Annotated in this window: 13 protein-coding genes; 5 read left to right on the top strand and 8 right to left on the bottom strand. The window is 57.2% G+C overall.

Features of this window, described 5'->3' with window-relative positions; genetic code table 11:
* Positions 1–112 precede the first annotated feature (112 nt).
* On the top strand, positions 113–1513 hold the full coding sequence (locus QFX05_RS06585) for a hypothetical protein (protein WP_279741918.1): 1401 nt from the start codon (positions 113–115) through the stop codon (positions 1511–1513).
* Positions 1514–1603: 90 nt separating this feature from the next.
* Here the strand turns inward: QFX05_RS06585 and QFX05_RS06580 are convergent, their stop codons facing one another.
* From QFX05_RS06580 to QFX05_RS06555, 7 genes are all read right to left on the bottom strand, one after another.
* Positions 1604–2719 (bottom strand): acyltransferase, encoded by a 1116-nt coding sequence (locus QFX05_RS06580; RefSeq protein ID WP_279741917.1) that lies wholly within the window; start codon positions 2717–2719, stop codon positions 1604–1606.
* A gap of 61 nt (positions 2720–2780) precedes the next feature.
* Positions 2781–3773, bottom strand: coding sequence for a glycosyltransferase family 2 protein (locus QFX05_RS06575; RefSeq protein WP_279741916.1), 993 nt, complete (start codon positions 3771–3773; stop codon positions 2781–2783).
* 41 nt (positions 3774–3814) lie between these two features.
* Positions 3815–4795, bottom strand: a complete 981-nt coding sequence (locus QFX05_RS06570; RefSeq protein ID WP_279741915.1) for a glycosyltransferase family 2 protein — start codon at positions 4793–4795, stop codon at positions 3815–3817.
* Positions 4796–4901: 106 nt separating this feature from the next.
* The gene (locus QFX05_RS08405; protein WP_459550500.1) at positions 4902–5114 is read right to left on the bottom strand and encodes a phage holin; all 213 of its coding nucleotides are present in this window, start codon (positions 5112–5114) and stop codon (positions 4902–4904) included.
* Positions 5107–5331: a hypothetical protein gene (locus QFX05_RS06565; RefSeq protein ID WP_279741914.1), complete on the bottom strand. Its 225-nt coding sequence runs from the start codon at positions 5329–5331 to the stop codon at positions 5107–5109. The genes QFX05_RS08405 and QFX05_RS06565 overlap by 8 nt, the downstream gene beginning before the upstream one ends.
* Positions 5332–5525: 194 nt before the next feature.
* On the bottom strand, positions 5526–6125 hold the full coding sequence (locus QFX05_RS06560; RefSeq protein ID WP_279741913.1) for a hypothetical protein: 600 nt from the start codon (positions 6123–6125) through the stop codon (positions 5526–5528).
* Between the two features lie 1029 nt (positions 6126–7154).
* Positions 7155–7805 (bottom strand): peptidoglycan amidohydrolase family protein, encoded by a 651-nt coding sequence (locus tag QFX05_RS06555; RefSeq protein ID WP_279741912.1) that lies wholly within the window; start codon positions 7803–7805, stop codon positions 7155–7157.
* A 396-nt stretch (positions 7806–8201) separates the two neighbouring features.
* Between QFX05_RS06555 and QFX05_RS06550 the strand changes: the two genes are divergently transcribed.
* Positions 8202–9494 (top strand): MFS transporter, encoded by a 1293-nt coding sequence (locus QFX05_RS06550; RefSeq protein ID WP_279741911.1) that lies wholly within the window; start codon positions 8202–8204, stop codon positions 9492–9494.
* A gap of 93 nt (positions 9495–9587) precedes the next feature.
* Here QFX05_RS06550 and QFX05_RS06545 read toward each other — a convergent pair whose 3' ends face one another.
* Entirely contained in the window at positions 9588–10502 is a 915-nt protein-coding gene (locus QFX05_RS06545) for a shikimate dehydrogenase (RefSeq protein ID WP_279741910.1), read from the bottom strand.
* A gap of 270 nt (positions 10503–10772) precedes the next feature.
* On the opposite strand from QFX05_RS06545, the gene QFX05_RS06540 reads away from it, so the two are divergent.
* The 3 genes from QFX05_RS06540 to QFX05_RS06530 all read left to right on the top strand — a co-directional run bounded on the left by QFX05_RS06540 (position 10773) and on the right by QFX05_RS06530 (position 16875).
* A complete protein-coding gene (locus QFX05_RS06540; RefSeq protein ID WP_279741909.1) occupies positions 10773–15662 on the top strand; it encodes an NAD-glutamate dehydrogenase in 4890 nt (1629 codons plus the stop codon).
* Between the two features lie 628 nt (positions 15663–16290).
* A complete protein-coding gene (locus QFX05_RS06535; RefSeq protein WP_279741908.1) occupies positions 16291–16443 on the top strand; it encodes a hypothetical protein in 153 nt (50 codons plus the stop codon).
* A gap of 15 nt (positions 16444–16458) precedes the next feature.
* Positions 16459–16875, top strand: a complete 417-nt coding sequence (locus QFX05_RS06530; RefSeq protein ID WP_279741907.1) for a hypothetical protein — start codon at positions 16459–16461, stop codon at positions 16873–16875.
* Positions 16876–16947: the final 72 nt, after the last annotated feature.

The raw sequence follows: 16947 nt of genomic DNA, 5'->3' as shown, positions 1-16947 counted from the left end.
ATATTTGTGTGCGGTGCGTCGTACATCCTGCGATGGATGTGCGGCGCATCTGCGTATGTAATGATGATTTGTGTTGGCGGCTATGTTGGCGGCCTGGAACGAGGAGGATGCAGTGAGCGAGTCGGTGCAGCACCCCGATAAGAGTGGGGTGGAGGAACAAACCTCCGAAAAGACTCAGTTGTCGGGCACGGTTACCCGCTACCAGTCCCTGGCGCTTTTGGGTTCGTCCCTGTTGGCGGCGGTCTCCACACTGGTGGTGACTATGATTGCTCAGCGTGCCCTGAACGGTTCGGAGCTGACGGAGTTCCTGCTCTTTTGGGCGGCGCTTTTCACGGTGACGGGTATTATCACGGGTATTCAGCCGGAGATTACGCGTGCGGTGGGTACGGCACGCACTCATACTGTAACTGACAGGGCGGTATCGGGCAGCGCTACATCTGCTGAGGGTTCCGTGTCGCAGGGCGCTCTCGTGATTACGGTAACCGCGGCTTTGGGCGCTATCGCCGCCGCATTGGTGCTGGTGAGCTCCCCATTGTGGGCAGACCAGCAGATTCCGCATTCGGCGGCGATTGGTGTAATCGTTATGGCGGTGGGCGTGTTCCTCTACGCCCTGCAGGCGACCATCAGTGGCGTGACCGCCGGTGAGGACCGCTGGTACCTTTTCGCGGCGGTAGGCGGCCTGGAATCGGTCGGGCGCCTCATCCTCATCCTTGCGGCTGCGCTCATGATTCCTTCTCTTGCCGGTCTTGAGGTGGCAATCGTCGTGCCGATGGGCCTGTGGCTCATCCTGGCGCTCGCGACCGTCTCGGGTCGCCGCCTGTGGGTTGCCCGCGCCGATGTGCCCGCGCGCCGTCTGAGCGCCAATATCCTCTGGTCGTTCCTGTCCTCTGCCGCCGCGGCTGTACTGATGATGGGCTTCCCGAACGTGCTGAAGGCGAGCAGCACCGCAGAGAGCGAACCGGTCGTGCTGGGCACCCTGATCCTGGCGATTTCCATTACCCGTTCGCCGATTATGATTCCCCTGCAGGCGTTCCAGGGTGTGGCGGTTTCTGCCTTCTTGAAGCAGAGCCACCGCCCCGTAGCGGCGTTCATTAAGCCTGCCGCCGCCGTGGTGGTTGTGGGCGCTGTAGGCGCGTTGGCGGCGTACGTGGTGGGTCCGCTGCTGTTCCGCCTGATTTACCCGCCTGCTACAGGTGCAGAGTCCGCCTACGAGGTGGCAGCCTCCGGCATCACCCTGGGTGCGCTGGTCTTCGCCTCGGCACTGCTGGCGCTCATGACCCTCTCGGGCAATATGGCGCTCGCAGTGAACCAGCACCGCATCTACCTTGCCGGCTGGGTGGTTGCCGCGGCGGTGACATTGAGCCTGGCATTCTTGGTCCCCACCCCGCTGGTACCGCGCGCTATTGTGGCGCTGGCGGTTGGCCCGGTCTGCGGTTTTGTGGTGCACATGGTGGGTGTGTCTTTGGCATCCCGCACGAAAGAAGCTCGCGCCGAAGAAACCCACGCGGAGTAGTTTAAAACCTCTGATTAAAAACCTACGGGAGGGGTACGTACGTCACGTACGTTCCCCTCCCAACGTTTTACCCCGGTAGGCGGATCACCGCTAGGGAATCAGCCACTTACGAACCGGCGGAATCCAGCGCAGTAGCCACACCAGAACCAGCGAAGAAGCCCACACCAGCAGCGCGTAGGGTGCCTCCAGGCGGTAATCCACCAGCGGCCAACCGTAGGCGGCGAGGCCCTGAATAATCAGCAGGTGAATCAGGTACACACCAAAAGTCAGAGCCGAGAGCTTACGCAGACCCGTCTGAACCGCCTCCGGCAGGCGATTCAGCGGCAGAGACTTGAAGAATACAAAAACCGCCGAAGCCCAGAAAATCGTCGGAACAGACAGGTACTCGGTCGCCAAACCGCCCAGGCCCTGGTGGTTCAGCACCAGGTACGGGCCCACCAGAATATGCGTGAGCGAACCGGCAACACCCAGCACATAGATGACCAGACGCCACGGCAGGCTAAACTCCGTATTCGCCAGCGCGTAACCCAGGAAGCAGAAGCCCACATACCCCACGATGGGTGCCGAGAACTCCGGCATAAACTGCGGGTTAATCTTCTGCAGAGAAGCAGTCGCAATGGGCATCAGCAGACCCAAAGCCGCCATCAGCCACGCCAGCTGCACCTTCTTCTCACCGGCACCACGCAGGGCGTACGAGAAGATCGGCAACACCAGGTACACGCCGATGAGTGCTTCCAAATACCAGAGGGTCACGCCCACCTTGTTTGGTGCCAACAGCACCGCCAGAATCTCCTCACCCGTGGGCAGGGGAGTGTGCTTAAACCAGCTGCGCGCAAAGAGGTACACCTGACCCCACACCAGTAGCGGAATCAGAATCTTCGTGAAACGCTTCTTATAGAACGTGCCGACGCTCTCACGGTTCGTGAAATTCAGCAGGGTAATACCCGAGGCCATGAAGAAAAGCGGCACTGCAGCCACCGCGGTACCCGACAGGATATTCTCGAGAACCCAACCGGGCGAATCATAATCCACCCGGTAGTTGAACCGCACATGCAACGCCACCACGCAGATAATGGCGAGAACATTAATGAGGTCCAGATACACCTTTCGCGCAGGTCTGGGGCGCGCGGCAGGCACCTGAGACTCAGGCTGAGCATCCGCAGGTTGAGAGAACGCCACCTGCGCCGATGCAGGTTTGGAGGACATGAAAATCCGCTCCAATCAATGTGTGTGAGTGTGATGAAAAATGGGTGCATGCACCCGAATTCTAGAGGTTATAGACCCGCTTAACGTACGCACCATACAGCAGACGGTACAGTGTCGTGCTGGTCTTCAACAGTAGACCGGCGGCACCAAAAACCGGGCGGATGGGCAACGCAAGCAGTGCATCGCGCACCGTAAAACCACTACGGCAACCCGCCAGTACAGCCGGTGCGCTCTCACCGCCCACAATCAGTGCCTGCTGCGCATTATTCAGGTACGCAAGAACCCGGGCAATCGTCAGCGCCTCCTGACCGGCAGGCAGATGATACGTGCTCGTACGCTGCAGAGACTTCTCAAAATACTCCAGCAGGCGGGCAGTCTCAGATAGGGGAGTAATACGGCTCCATGTCAGGCTTGCCGCGCTCACAGCGTAAGCGTACAGTGGCTCATCGATGATGGTCACGCTCTGTGCTCGCAGGTAGCAGTCCAGTAGCGCGCATTCGTCCTCAGCACGTTCAATCTGGGGGTACCTGACGTTCTCAAATAGTTCGCGGCGAATAATCTTATCCCAGGCGTAAGGAGACAGCTCGTCCTTGAGTAGAGCAAATGCCGCCTCCTGACCAGTCATGGTGCCGGGGGAGCCCTTCAGACGCTTCCTGTTAGCACCATTGGTTGCCACCATATTGTGGGCGCAATTGACCACCTGCGCACCAGTACGCTCGGCGTGGTAGTGCAGGCGCTCCAGGAAGGTCGGGTAGAGAGCATCGTCAGAATCGGGGAAAGTCACCCACTCGCCACGTGCGTGGTCGAGACCTTGGTTACGCATTGCAGACAGGCCCTGATTCTTGGGGTTATTGAACACGCGCACGCGCTCATCCGGGTTCTGCTGCAGATACTCGGCAATCAGGTGCGCCGAATGATCCGGGGAGCCGTCAATCATGACCAGAAGCTCAAAATTGGGGTCGGTCTGCGCCAGCACCGACTCGACCGCCGCAATGACGGTGGAGGCGGTGTTGTAGACCGGCATGATAACGCTAGTGCGAGGGGTGGCAGACATAAAGACGGGAACCTTTGAAAACGGGGCTGATAAGAACAGGGCTACATTCCGTAGGTGCGCTTAATATATGTCCGATAGATGGGGTAATAGATTTTGGGGAAATATTTGAAGAGCGCACCTGCAAATCCATAGACGGAACCGGCGGACATCGCAAGGTATAGGGTATGGGGTGTAATTTCTTGGCGGCAGCGATGTAGGAATTCTTTACCCCCGGGAGGATTCTGTCGCAGGATGCTATTACCGCTGTTCACAAAATTGATGATGCGCGAGATGGCAAGCGCGGTCCGAACCTTCTTGCCGGCGTGGGGAGCATCTACTGTCGCATCCACGTAATCCATGAAGGCGACTAGATCTTCGAAAGGAGGAGTAGAACCCCAAGTGATAGATTCGGGGTTAACGGAGTAGAGATTCAGGGAATCAGGGATAATCTTCAGTGCGCGGGCTACGGTGCAGGCCGCGATGCTGTATCCGGCATCTTCCACTCGGTTAAAGAGAGGGAATCGGATGTCTTTGAGTGTGGTGCGACGAAAAATTTTGTCCCATGCGAAGGGCGCGATGCGACTGCTAAGAACCCGTGCTAGCGCGTCATCACCGCTAAAGGTACCGTCCTCGCCCATGAGACGGTACTGGGTTGATCCGTCCGGGTAGTAGATGTCGTGGGCGCAACCGACGATATCGACGTCATCGGTTGCGGCGGCGTGCATGACTTCTAGGAAGTTGGGCTTGTATGCATCGTCAGAGTCGAGGTAAGCGAGCCATTCGCCGGTCGCATGGCTGATTCCAACGTTGCGCGCACCAGCTAGTCCCAGATTCTTTTCGTTAAGGTGGTACGAGATGCGTGAGTCCTGGAGTTTCTGGAGATACTCCTGAATTACACGGTGAGAATCATCCGGGCTTTGATCGTTGATGATGATGAGTTCAAAGTCCGGGTCGGTTTGAGAGAGTACGGAGTCGATAGCCCGAACTACAGTGTTTACGGTGTTGTAGACCGGCATGATAATGCTGGTGCGGGGTGACGGCATAGTACCTCTTCGGAATGCGGTGGCTGGAACTTATACAGGTACATCATACGGTGGGGGCGGTGGGGAATCGAAATATGTTCCACCGCCCCCACGGTATGTGACGGACCTACTGATGAGGAGGGATATGCGTAGTATTGCGGGGCTTGCAAGTATGGTCGGTGTTAGCCCAAGCTATCCACAAACCCCAGAGGGCTATCGCGAGACCAGCCCACACACTAGCCTGCTCCTGCGTGAGGATTCCGTAGGTCTGCAGGACGGCAGTGGTAGCTGGAATGACCGCGTACAGCTGCTTACGCCATTCCGGACGGTGTCTAAGCACGGCGCTTTGACTTTGCGAGCTTCTCGATATCTTCAATACGCTTAGCAATGAGAATCACCTGATAATCGAACCATTCCACAACGGTTCGAGTGTTGACAGTAGCATTGCCAAATTTAGCAACCGCAAGATGACCCTCTCGAACAAAGGGCTCGTTATACACATCGGTTAGGGCTCGATGTGCTGCGCGGTAGGCGGATGCTTCAGAAATAGGTGCCATGATAATCTCCTTGGCGGTTGGGCAGCTATGATAGCTGCGGTTTAACAGAAAACCCCGCCAGGATAAACCTGACGGGGTGAACTACAGCAGTGAAATAACAGCTTCCTGCGGTAGCTTTATCTGCCTGGGAAAATGATGTAATCCTACTGGAACGCTTACCTATTTTCACAGGCAGAAGTTTAATGCGGACAGTATTAGTCCTGGCTATGAAGTAGCAGAGCTAAGGCCTTCATGCCCTCTAAACCTTCCCACATAGCAGAGCAAGAACGACAAGATGCCCTTTCAGCGGTGTAATACAGTGCAGGTCGGCGTATTGATGTTGAGCCGTCGCAGCTTGTTTTCATGACTTCCTGCTGCCCGCAGTTAGGACAAAATCCCTGCAAATCATGACTGGGATGGCGCAACGCAACAATGGCCCGAATCCAACTGGTCGTCGTTGCCAACGCCTCATCATGAAGCTCCTGATGTAGGTGATTGTGAATCCACGCAGAAACCTGATTTTTCAGCGGTGCACCTGGGAATGAGGGCATAACAACGGCACGAATAGACTCTTGGATTTCTAATGCATTAGCAGAAATAGGTATACGACTTCCAAAGCGGCTGGTGCTGGATGCTCCTCCAGTACGTGAACCACCGGCTACGTAATCTGCCAGCTCATCCAATAATGCCTGATGGCGTGGAATACGGAAATTTGTGCGATGTAGACACTGACGGTCTGAGTCCTTCACTGGTGTGCCCACAGTTAGAGCGATTAGATGCTGCTGCAGTTGCTCGCCAGACGAAATGGTAGCCATATGATGTAGCCTCTCTGCTAAATGAGTGAATTATTGATATCCGCTACAGTGCGGAAGGTGCGTGAACCATAGTGTTGGCTCTACAAAGAGTTGCTCTGCTTCTGCTTCTTGGCAGGGAAGTTGAAGCATGTGACAGGCGTTTTCTCCGTGCGTGTAGGAATGATGCTAAACCAGCATCATGAACGGCCCACTCATCCTGTCCGCTCTTCTTGCCGATTGGAGCTTCAGTATCCTGGTGCGCATTCTGTCGCTTCTTTTGCCGGTAGTGCTTGCGGCATAAGGGATGCCCGGCATGTCGAGAATCCACATCTATTGGCTTCTCGCAACGCGTGCAATGAGAAAGCGGAAGAAAAAGAACCGGATTTGCTCGCGAAGGGTAAATTCGCTGCTTTGAAGTTCGTCGAGCTCTAGGATTGACAGGAAGATAGACCCGCGGTGAATCAAGAGGAACGGTACCTTCTGGCGCGTGGATACATGCACGGCAGATGGAATAGATGGGATTCCATTGATTCTCTATTACGAGCGGTTGCCCGTAGTTCTCCGGGCGTACACTACTTGCCGGTAGAGAGAGACCTGCCGTACGCCAACACCGAGGGCATATTGAATGCCCCTGCATTAGATAGGGACTATCGTGCGTCTGTATAGCACGGCGTCGCGCCTGGCAGGTGCGGCAGTCCTCTCTATAGGAACTGGTTGGCTCCCTGCACCCTGCGCAGGGACGGGGTAGGTGTTTCATGGTTTCTCCTGAATACTATGCCTAGTCAAAAGAGTAAACAGATACTTTTCAATGTTCTAAATCGACATTTAATATTTAGGTTAGGGGGGAGGTGTATTTGAAGGTAGATGATGCTATTTAATTCGTAAATTAACTTATATTGGTTTATTTATCGATAAATATTCATTAGGTAAAATTTTGTAATTTATTGAATGCGTTATATTTAAAGTTTTATGGGTGTTTGGGATAGGGCCTAGAGACCCTCCCCCAAACACCCTGATGGTTATCTCTTTGGTTTCAGTAGATAAATCTAACTAGAGCGCACGCACAGCTTTTTCTGCATCATCGAGACGCTGCTGAAGGTGCAACATGGAGTTGTCGAACCAGTGGATTACGCCGCGCAGGCCAGTGAGGCGGTTGCCGAATGCCTTTTCTGCGAGATCTCCCTTGCGGATGAAAGGTTCGTCATAGATTGCATTCATTGCATTCTTAGCTGCGCGATAGATAACCTCTTCTTCGTTTACGTCTGCCGGGGGACGATAAATAGTGATCGCCGGACTACCGTTGTACGACCAAATCGTGTCGTGCGGATTGATAGAAATACCATTATGACCAGCGTTGCAATGGATAATCGTGTCGTGGTCATCATAGAAAATGCCGGTGTGACCAGCTGCGCCGCTGGTGTATCCACGGCGACCCCAAATAAACACGTCGCCACGTCGTGCCGGGTAATTACCCGATGCATCCGGTCGAACCTGAGTCCAGCCATTACTCTCCAAATCGTGGAAGAGCGTTTCGGTATTACCAATAGCAATATTCTGCGGGAGCAGGCCAGCATCTCGCAGTGCAAAGTAAACCGCAGATGAGCAGTCATAAGAATGCGGGCCAGTTCGATAATTCATCGAATAGGTCACCTTGCCCTTACGCTGCTCCATCCATGCAATCGCCTGATCAATCTTGGACATAATAAAATCCTTTCGGAAAGGCGGTAGCCCCGCACTATGAACCTCCCGGGAAGTCTATAGTTCGGGGCTACCGCAAATGAATTGGACACTAAAAACGCCGACCAGCTTTATCTTGGTCGGCGTGACTGCTCGGTAGGCACACTCCTGCCGAGGTGATATTCACTTTATGTGGGTTGGGATGTGAAAGTCCTGTCGCGTATTTTTGAAATTACAAATTTCTTTATTGTTCGCACGGTCTCCGTGTTTCTACCTACTTCAAACCCTGGGAACTTAGGTAACCCTATGGAAAATGGGCGGTGTGCTCCTTACACTAAAAGAGCACATTGACAGACCACGCGGGCCGCCCACGCCGCGACCCCACCCATCCCAACGGGTATAGCACCGAAGGAACCACCCATGAGCCGACGCACCGACGCGCCCGCCCGATCACCACGACGAGCCGCCCTCGCCAGCTGGATAGGCTCCGCCCTCGAATACTACGACTTCGCGGTCTACGGCACCGCTGCCGCAATCGTGCTTAACCGTATCTTCTTCCCCGAAGACACCGCAGCCATTGGCATTCTCAAATCCATGGTCGTTGTGGGCGTCGCCTACGTTGTGCGACCTTTCGGCGCCATGATCATTGGACCCCTCGGTGATCGCTATGGCCGCCGATTCGTCCTGATGCTCACGCTCTTCCTGATGGGTAGCGCCACCTTCGCCATCGGTTGCCTACCAACCTACAGCCAAGCGGGTATTATCGCACCGATTTTGCTGGTCATCTGCCGTATACTTCAGGGCCTCTCCGCCGCCGGTGAGCAGGCAAGCTCCATCTCCATCTCCCTGGAGCATGCCAACGAGCATCAGCGTGCCTTCACCACCAGTTGGACCCTGCAGGGCACCCAGTTCGGCTCGCTGCTGGCGACTGCTGTGTTCATTCCCTTCGCCGCCCTGCCGGACGAACAGCTGCTCACCTGGGGCTGGCGCGTACCCTTCTGGCTCTCCACCTTCGTGGTGGTGACCGCCTGGCTGATTCGCCGCACCCTCTCTGAACCGCCCGCCTACCTGCAGCGTGAAAAGCTCACCGAATCCCCGCTCGTGCTGGTCTTCAAGCACCACAAGCGGGCCGTACTCACCATCGCCGTGTGCGCCATGGTCAACACCGTGAACATGGTCTTCACGACCTTCGCGCTTTCCTTCGCCACCAAGGGTTACGGCCTTGATCGCAGCACCATGCTGCTGGTGCCGGTCGCCTCCAATACCCTCGGTCTGATTGCGATTCCGCTCGCCGCCATGCTTGCCGACAAGATTGGTCGTAAGCCCGTGTTCATTACCGGTGCGGTTGCTTCTTCCCTGGTGATGTTCCCGTACCTTGGCGCGATTGCCGAGGGTAACTGGGTGGGTATCTTCGCCTACGGTGTGCTCATGCACGGTGCGCTCTACTCCATGGCGAATGGCGTGTGGCCCGCCTTCTACGCGGAGATGTTCCCCACTCGCGTGCGCGTGACCGGTCTGGCGCTGGGCACCCAGATTGGCTTCGCAATTTCCGGAGGCGTAGCACCCGCCGTGGCAACGAGCCTCGCTGGTGCCGACCTGCACAATGCGGTGTTGCCCGCCGTGTTCACGGTCGCCATGTGTGTGCTCGTGGCGTTGGGTGCGCTGACGGCTCGTGAGGGTTATAAGAAGTCCCTTGCGGAACTGGATGCATAGCCCATACAATATATTTCGTATATAGAATAAATACAGGTGGGGCTGGATAGATGACTATTAGATGACTATCCAGCCCCACTTGTATGTGGTTTTCTAAGCCCCCTGCTGTGCCGCAATCAGTGCCTCAAAATGCGCCGCCATACGCTCAGCATTCGGCTCTAGTTTGGTAAAGAGGCGGAACGCATCCACCGCCTGACCCACCGCCATGTAGCCACCCGTCAGCACCTCGCACCCGGCGGCACGCGCCGCATGCACCAGCTGCGTTTCTTCTGGCAGGTAGATGACATCCGCAACCCACAAGCCCTCACACAATACCCCGGCGCTCAGTGCCGATTCACTCAACGGCATGCCCGGATGCACGTGCATACCCACCGGGGTTGCATTCACCAAACCCTGAGCTTCCAGTAGAGATTCAATGAGGCGCTCATCGTCGCTCAGCACCTCGATTCGGGTCTGCGGGAGGAGCCCACCCAGCTGCTCCGCAAGCCCCTGAGCCTTCGCCGCGTCACGCTCAAAGAGACTCAGGCGGCGCACCCCCAGACGGCACAGTGCGTACGCCGTGGCGCTACCGGCACCGCCAGCACCCATCTGCACCACGTGCTCCAGACGCGCTGGATCCTCCGTCACCTGTGGCAGACCGCGCTTCAATGCCGCAATGAACCCCGAGTAGTCGGTGTTATCGCCGTAGAATGTGCCATCCTCGCGAATCACCACGCAATTGACCGCTCCCAAGGCGCGTGCCGCATCCGAAAGCTCGTCCAGATGCTCCATGACTGACTGCTTGCACGGGTGCGTGATGTTGAACGCGTTAAAGCCAAGCAGTGCTGCCGCATCCAGAAGCGCCGGGGCGGAAGCCCCGTCCAGGTCCAAGGCGTCCAGGTCGATGGGGCGGTACAGGTAACGCACCCCGTGCGCGTCCGCCTCCGCCTCATGCATAGGAGGGGTGAGGGAGGAGGTGATGCCGTCACCGATGAGGCCCACCAGGAAAGATTCAGTACGCAAACTCATATTCCCACTCTAAACGTCCGCTCCTCGAGACGGAACCCTGGTGTTCCGTTATTCCATAAGGGACTTCATGTCTTTGAACCGGTGCCAAATATGTGCTGGAGTTGGGGAGAAGAGAAAAATAATTTATACCCCTAAGAGCACAATGTATCTGACTTAAACATCTCAAAGGTATAAGCTTGGTATAACTACTTGTGCGCTGGAGCGCGCACGTGAGACTACACAGACACCGTCACAGTGAAGTGATACCGATATTCGGAGGATAGATTGTCAATGACTGACAAGGCTATGGCACACTTCGCTGGCGCCGATGAATGGGTCGAGCAGTATTTCCTGAACAGTCCCGAAGACGAGCGTGAAGAATTCACCCCGGCAGAGTTAGAGGATTTAGCTCGCACCCACCGTGCGCTGGCTCGAATCCGCATGCCTAAGACCCCCGTTGTTGCTGCCCGCAACGACGAATACAACACCACCCTATACGTCACGACCGACGACATGCCGCATATTGTCAGCTCCCTGACTGCGTGCCTCGCAACGAATTTTGGTGGTTTCGTTACCATTCTTCACCCCACCTTCCTCGTAGAACGTGATCCGGAAGGTGCCATCCTGAGCCTGCGCGGCACCGGCATGCGTGGCAACCTCGCCAGCGGTGATACCGCTACCCTGGGCGTGCCCTCCCTGAAGCTCAGTGAGAACGCCCCCGAGGGCGCCACGGTCGCTATTGAATCCTGGATTGCAGTCCGCCTGACCCGCTACCTCACTGAGGAAGATCAGCGCCGTTGCGAGAAGGAAGTTGAGTGCGTCCTTGCTGACGTGCGTGCCTGCCACAGCGACCTGGATGCCATGGTCACCCGCGTTTTCGACATGGCTCAAGTAATGTACGAGCTGCGTGGTGCCACCCTGGGTCACGGCGAGGAATCCTACGCCGCCAACCCGCGCGGTGTGGAGCCTGCCTCCCGCGTGGAGGTGGCACAGGACTTCCTACGTTGGCTGACCCGCGGCAACTTCGTGTTCATGGGTGTCAAAGAGCGCGTTCTGGACGGCTCTTCCGGTGCTATCTCCCTGGTGGACCGCCCCGGCTCGGCGCTCGGTATTCTACGTACCACCGAGGGCCGTAACCGCATTCAGCTCTCTGGTGAGACTCTCGAACGTGCACTGTTCCCCCGCCCCGTGTACATCACGAAGGCGAACTCCCGCTCCACGGTTGCCCGCAACGACTACCTAGACTACATTGGTGTGCGCCGCTTCGACCTGAACGGTCGAGTCATCGGTGAGTACGTCATCCTGGGTCTGTTTACCCGCCAGGCGTACTCCCTGCCCGCCATTGAGACTCCGCTGGTGCGTGAGCGTATCGCCATGGTGCGCCGCCGCCTCGGCTACCATCCCGGTTCTTACTCTGACAAGGCGCTTCTGGGTGCCCTGGAAGATTACCCGCGCCTGGAACTGCTCCACGCCTCCGCTAATGACCTGACCGAAACTTTCGGCGGCATTATGGGCCTGGAGGAGCGCCGCAAGACCCGTCTGTTCCTGCGCGCAGACCAGTTCAACCGGTTTATTTCCGCCGTGGTGTACCTGCCTCGGGACCGCTACAACACGAACGTGTGTGCGCGAATCCAACAGGTTTTCCAACAGGAATTTGATCTTAGTGCCATCGACCATGAAGTGTACCTGTCCTCCTCATCGTTGGCGCGTCTATTTTTCCGCATTCGGCTCACCAACCCTAATGATGTGCCGAAGACGGATCATCAAGCTCTCGAAAAGCGACTGCAAGAAGCCGCCCGCTCCTGGGTGGAAGCAACCGCAGCTGCTATTGAGGCATGGAAACCCGGAGCGGAAGGCCGCCGACTCGCATCAGCCTGGGCAGATGCGACGAGTGCAGCCTACCGAGCCGATTACACAGTAGAACAAGCAATCGAGGATATCGTGATTCTTGAATCTCTCTCGGGCCAGAAGCCCGCCGCAATCAAGGTTGAAGCCGGCGAAGCCAACACTACCCGACTGAAGACCTACCTGTCCGCACCTCACACCCTCACCGAGCTGCTGCCGGTTATGCAGAATATGGGTCTGGTCGTTGTTGATCAGAAGCCCTACGAGTTCAAGCCTGAGGATGGCGAAGACTACGGCTACCTCTACGACTTTGGGGTCCAGTTCCCCGAAGGTGTAGACGCGAACGCTGTGGCTTCCCTTTACGAGGATGCACTGAACGCCTACCTGCTCGGTGAGCGCGAGTCCGACACCCTGGACCGCCTGATTCTAGCTGAGGGCTTGACCTGGAAGGAAGTACGTCTGTTCCGTGCCCTGAACCATTACCTGATTCAGCTGGGCCTGGGCTACACTCCGTCCTTCATGTCAAACACCCTGCTCGCTAACCCGGCCATCACCAAGCACTTGGTCGAGTTCTTCGAGGTCAGCTTCGACCCGAACAACGGTCTCAACGATGAGCAGCGCAACGCACGCCGCGAGGAAATCGAAGCCGACCTGGTTGAGGAACTGAACCAGATTCCCACCCTGGATGCTGACCGCTATCTGCGCTCCCTCGGTAAGGTCATTCGCGCTATCCTGCGCACTAACGCATACCTTGCTGGCCGCCCCGCACTCGCATTCAAGGTGGCACCGCAGGAGATTGACTTCGCACCCCTGCCCCGCCCCAAATTCGAGATCTTCGTCTACTCCCCGCGCGTTGAGGGTGTTCACCTGCGCTTCGGTAGCGTCGCACGTGGTGGCCTGCGCTGGTCCGACCGCCGTGACGACTTCCGTACCGAGGTTCTGGGCTTGGTCAAGGCACAGATGGTGAAGAACTCCGTCATTATCCCCACCGGCGCGAAGGGTGGCTTCTTCCCCAAGCAGCTGCCCGACCCCGCAGTGGATCGCGATGCATGGATCACCGAGGGTCGCGAGTCCTACAAGGTCTTCATCGGCTCCCTGCTGGACGTCACCGACAATCTCTCCGTTGGCGCTGACGGATCCGAGACTGTTGTCCGCCCCGAGGGTGTTGTAGCACGCGACGCTGACGACTACTACCTGGTGGTCGCAGCGGATAAGGGCACCGCAGCATTCTCCGACACCGCAAACGCAATCAGCCTGGAGCGCGGCTTCTGGCTGGGCGACGCCTTCGCATCCGGCGGCTCCGTCGGCTACGACCATAAGGCAATGGGCATCACCGCACGCGGTGCATGGGAGTCCGTCAAGCGTCACTTTGCTGAGCTCGGCCACGACGCTCAGACCGAAGAGTTCACCGCAGTCGGTATTGGCGACATGTCCGGTGACGTATTCGGTAACGGTCTGCTCCGCTCCAAGGCAACCCGCCTGGTCGCAGCATTCGACCACCGCGATATCTTCCTGGACCCGAACCCTAACGCGGCAGCATCCTTCGACGAGCGTCAGCGCCTGTACAACCTGCCCCGTTCCTCCTGGCAGGACTACAACCGCGACCTGATTTCCGCCGGTGGTGGCGTGTACTCTCGCGGCCTGAAGTCCATCGAGATCACCCCCGAGGTACGCGAGGTTCTGGATCTGGACGAGTCCGTCACCGAGCTGGCACCGACCGAGCTGATTTCTGCCATCCTCAAGGCACCGGTAGACCTGATTTACAACGGTGGTATCGGTACCTACGTGAAGGGATCCACCGAGACCAACGCACAGGTAGGCGACAAGGCTAACGACGCACTGCGTGTCAATGGTAAGGACCTGCGCGCCAAGATCGTTGGCGAGGGCGGTAACCTCGGTTTCACTCAGCTGGGCCGTGTTGAGGCTGCGCTCAACGGCGTTATCCTCAACACCGACGCAATCGACAACTCCGCAGGTGTGGAAACCAGTGACCGTGAGGTCAACATTAAGATTTTGGTGGACCGCCTCGTGGCACGTGGTGAACTACCCGTTGAAGAGCGTGCTTCCTTCATCGAGTCCCTGCAGGACGAGGTTGGCGGCAAGGTACTCGGCACCAACGTTGAGCAGAACGTGCTGCTGCAGGGTGAGTTCCACGGTTCCTTCCTGGGCATCAACCTGTACAAGCGCCTCATGCACGACCTGGAAGAGCACGCCGGCCTGAACCGCGCCGTCGAGTTCCTGCCCACCGATGAGGAGTTGGATGCACGTCTGGAGACCACCGGCGAGCGTCTGACTCGCCCCGAGCTGTCTGTGCTGGCTGCGTACGTGAAGATTTACCTCACTCACGCACTGGAACAGACCGACTTCGCGGACGACCCCTACCTGGAGGGCGTGCTGCGCAGCTACTTCCCGGCAGCACTGGTTGAGCGTTTCGGCCAGCACCTGAACTCGCACCCGCTGCGTAAGGAAATCCTCTGCACCCGCGTCGCTAACGAGCTGGTCAACATCGGTGGTATCACTTTCGCATACCGTGTGATGGAGGAGTTCAACGTTGGTATCGATTCCGTCGCACGCGCCTTCATTGTGGCTCGCGAGCTCTTCGAGCTGGGCACCGCAGCTAAGCTACACCGTGAACTGTCCCCGAAGACCCCGCTGGATGCATGGTTCACCGTTCTGCGCGATAACCAGCGCGTTCTGGACCGTGCCGTCCGCTGGTTCATCACCGAACGTGGTGTGGTCGCTGGCACCAGCATCTCTGAGCTACTGGAGACCTTCGGTTCCGTCGTCGAGATGCGCCGTAACCTGCCCGAGTACCTCTCCGGTACTTCCCGTGACCGTGTTCGTGCAAAGCGCGATGCAGGCGAGGCATGGGGCCTGCCTGAGGAACTCATAGTCATCTGGATTCGCGGCTTTGAGGGCTACGCCCTGATGGACGTTATCCGTTCCGCACGCGACCACGACTTCGAGGCAACCTCGCTGGCACCGGTCTACTTCGCAACCTACGACCGTTTCAAGGTGGACGAGCTGCTCGGCCTCATCTCCGACCTGCCCCGCAACGACCGCTGGGAGATTCTGGCACGTCAGGCACTGCGCGGCAGCCTCTACGAGACCGCTGCAGAGCTGGCACTGTCCGTGGCAGAGGGCGCCAAGGGCGACTTCTCCACTGTAGAAGGTGCACAGCAGGCTCTGGAAACCTGGGTTGAGGAGCACCCGACCCGCGTGGGCAACATTGACCGCGTTCTGAAGGAGATCCGCGAGGCTGCTCCGGACGTTACCGGTCACCCGCGCCTGGCTGTGGTGTCCGTGGCTCTGCGTACTCTTTCGAGCGCATCCTAATGAACTAAGACCCGTTAGGGTCGCGTAGAGCATCCCGGTTCCTTCGCTGTTGAAGGGGCCGGGATGCTTTTATGCAGTGGGTGGGATGTCGCAAAATCTATGCAGAAAAACCTTCTCTGACAACGAACGATGCGTTTTACACTAAATGCAGTGTGAGACTTTGTTCTAAATCCCGCCAAATATCAGGTAGAGGGTTAAGGAAACCTAAGGTTTTAATCGATATATGGAGTATATTGATTCCCGGCGGCATCGCGGCAAGCTCACTGTAAGCCAAAGGGACCCGGCACCATCATCATGACGAACCCCCACCCTGCGGCACGTGATGCGGTGCTACCAACCAAAAACACACTGCCCCTAATCTTTACGATTATCGACTGAAAGTCTGCAAGATTGTCCACCAGCCACGGTACTGAGGAAAAAAAGTAACAGCGCATGGCGCCTACTCATTAACTTTCTGCTTTATGTCTCTCCGGTTGCACTGCTGACCACCGTCTTCCCCGCGGTCACCCCGACCATTTACCGGTACAACCTCGATGGTATACCCCTAATCCAGGTGATTCTGGCAGCGTCCATTACCGTTCCTTAGCTCAGTCAGGCGGCCTGCCTGCCCCTTTACCGTGCTATCCAGATGGAGCACAAGAAGATTGCGGGCGCCTGCGAAGGCCTGCGTATTCACGCTGAAATCCTTCAGCACCGGCTCAAGTGCGCCGAAGCACGTGCTGTACGCGCACGCATGTCCGAACCGCAGTTCCAGGACATGACCGCGTTCACTCCCAACTAGCTCTACCTCTTCTTCATGACCATGCTGCTGGTACTGCTTTTCGCCGTACCGTTCGCCCTCGTCCTCCACTGGGTCCCGACTGCATTCGGTGACTTCTTCATCCTGGGCGTTCTCAACATTGCGTTCGCACAGCTGCTGGTCATCCTGAACCTCGTGAAGAACCGCATCATCTGGTTCTTGCTGCCGCTGGTTGGTTCGTTGAAAATGGGACGCTTCTGCTACCCCAGCGCCGATATGGCAACCTACCTGTACCCTAAAGCTCTGGAAGAGGCACACGGTATTGGTGCGCCCATCGACCAGATGAACGAGGGCGAGAAGGACCGCGCAGTCATCCTGCCCAGCGGTATGCTCATCGAGTCCGTGGCGGAAGCCTATTACGCCTGCCAGGCAGCGCATGCCCACATCCTCGCTGAGGGTCGTGGCCACGTGTGACGTTTCGTGTTCATTGCCCGCGTGGTGCCCATTAAGGGCCTGACTGACCTGATTCGCTCCCTCGCGGTGCTG

This window comes from Rothia similimucilaginosa, assembly GCF_029850875.1.
In the GTDB taxonomy this organism is placed as follows: domain Bacteria; phylum Actinomycetota; class Actinomycetes; order Actinomycetales; family Micrococcaceae; genus Rothia.
This window is presented reverse-complemented; position numbering and strand designations above follow the sequence as displayed.

Bases quoted from the DNA above. Each gene is read 5' to 3' on its own strand.
- QFX05_RS06580 (WP_279741917.1), bottom strand. From the start codon at position 2,719: ATGTCCTCCAAACCTGCATCGGCGCAGGTGGCGTTCTCTCAACCTGCG.
- QFX05_RS06575 (WP_279741916.1), bottom strand. From the start codon at position 3,773: ATGTCTGCCACCCCTCGCACTAGCGTTATCATGCCGGTCTACAACACC.
- QFX05_RS06570 (WP_279741915.1), bottom strand. From the start codon at position 4,795: ATGCCGTCACCCCGCACCAGCATTATCATGCCGGTCTACAACACCGTA.
- QFX05_RS06565 (WP_279741914.1), bottom strand. From the start codon at position 5,331: ATGGCACCTATTTCTGAAGCATCCGCCTACCGCGCAGCACATCGAGCC.
- QFX05_RS06560 (WP_279741913.1), bottom strand. From the start codon at position 6,125: ATGGCTACCATTTCGTCTGGCGAGCAACTGCAGCAGCATCTAATCGCT.
- QFX05_RS06555 (WP_279741912.1), bottom strand. From the start codon at position 7,805: ATGTCCAAGATTGATCAGGCGATTGCATGGATGGAGCAGCGTAAGGGC.
- QFX05_RS06550 (WP_279741911.1), top strand. From the start codon at position 8,202: ATGAGCCGACGCACCGACGCGCCCGCCCGATCACCACGACGAGCCGCC.
- QFX05_RS06545 (WP_279741910.1), bottom strand. From the start codon at position 10,502: ATGAGTTTGCGTACTGAATCTTTCCTGGTGGGCCTCATCGGTGACGGC.
- QFX05_RS06540 (WP_279741909.1), top strand. From the start codon at position 10,773: ATGACTGACAAGGCTATGGCACACTTCGCTGGCGCCGATGAATGGGTC.
- QFX05_RS06535 (WP_279741908.1), top strand. From the start codon at position 16,291: ATGGAGCACAAGAAGATTGCGGGCGCCTGCGAAGGCCTGCGTATTCAC.
- QFX05_RS06530 (WP_279741907.1), top strand. From the start codon at position 16,459: ATGACCATGCTGCTGGTACTGCTTTTCGCCGTACCGTTCGCCCTCGTC.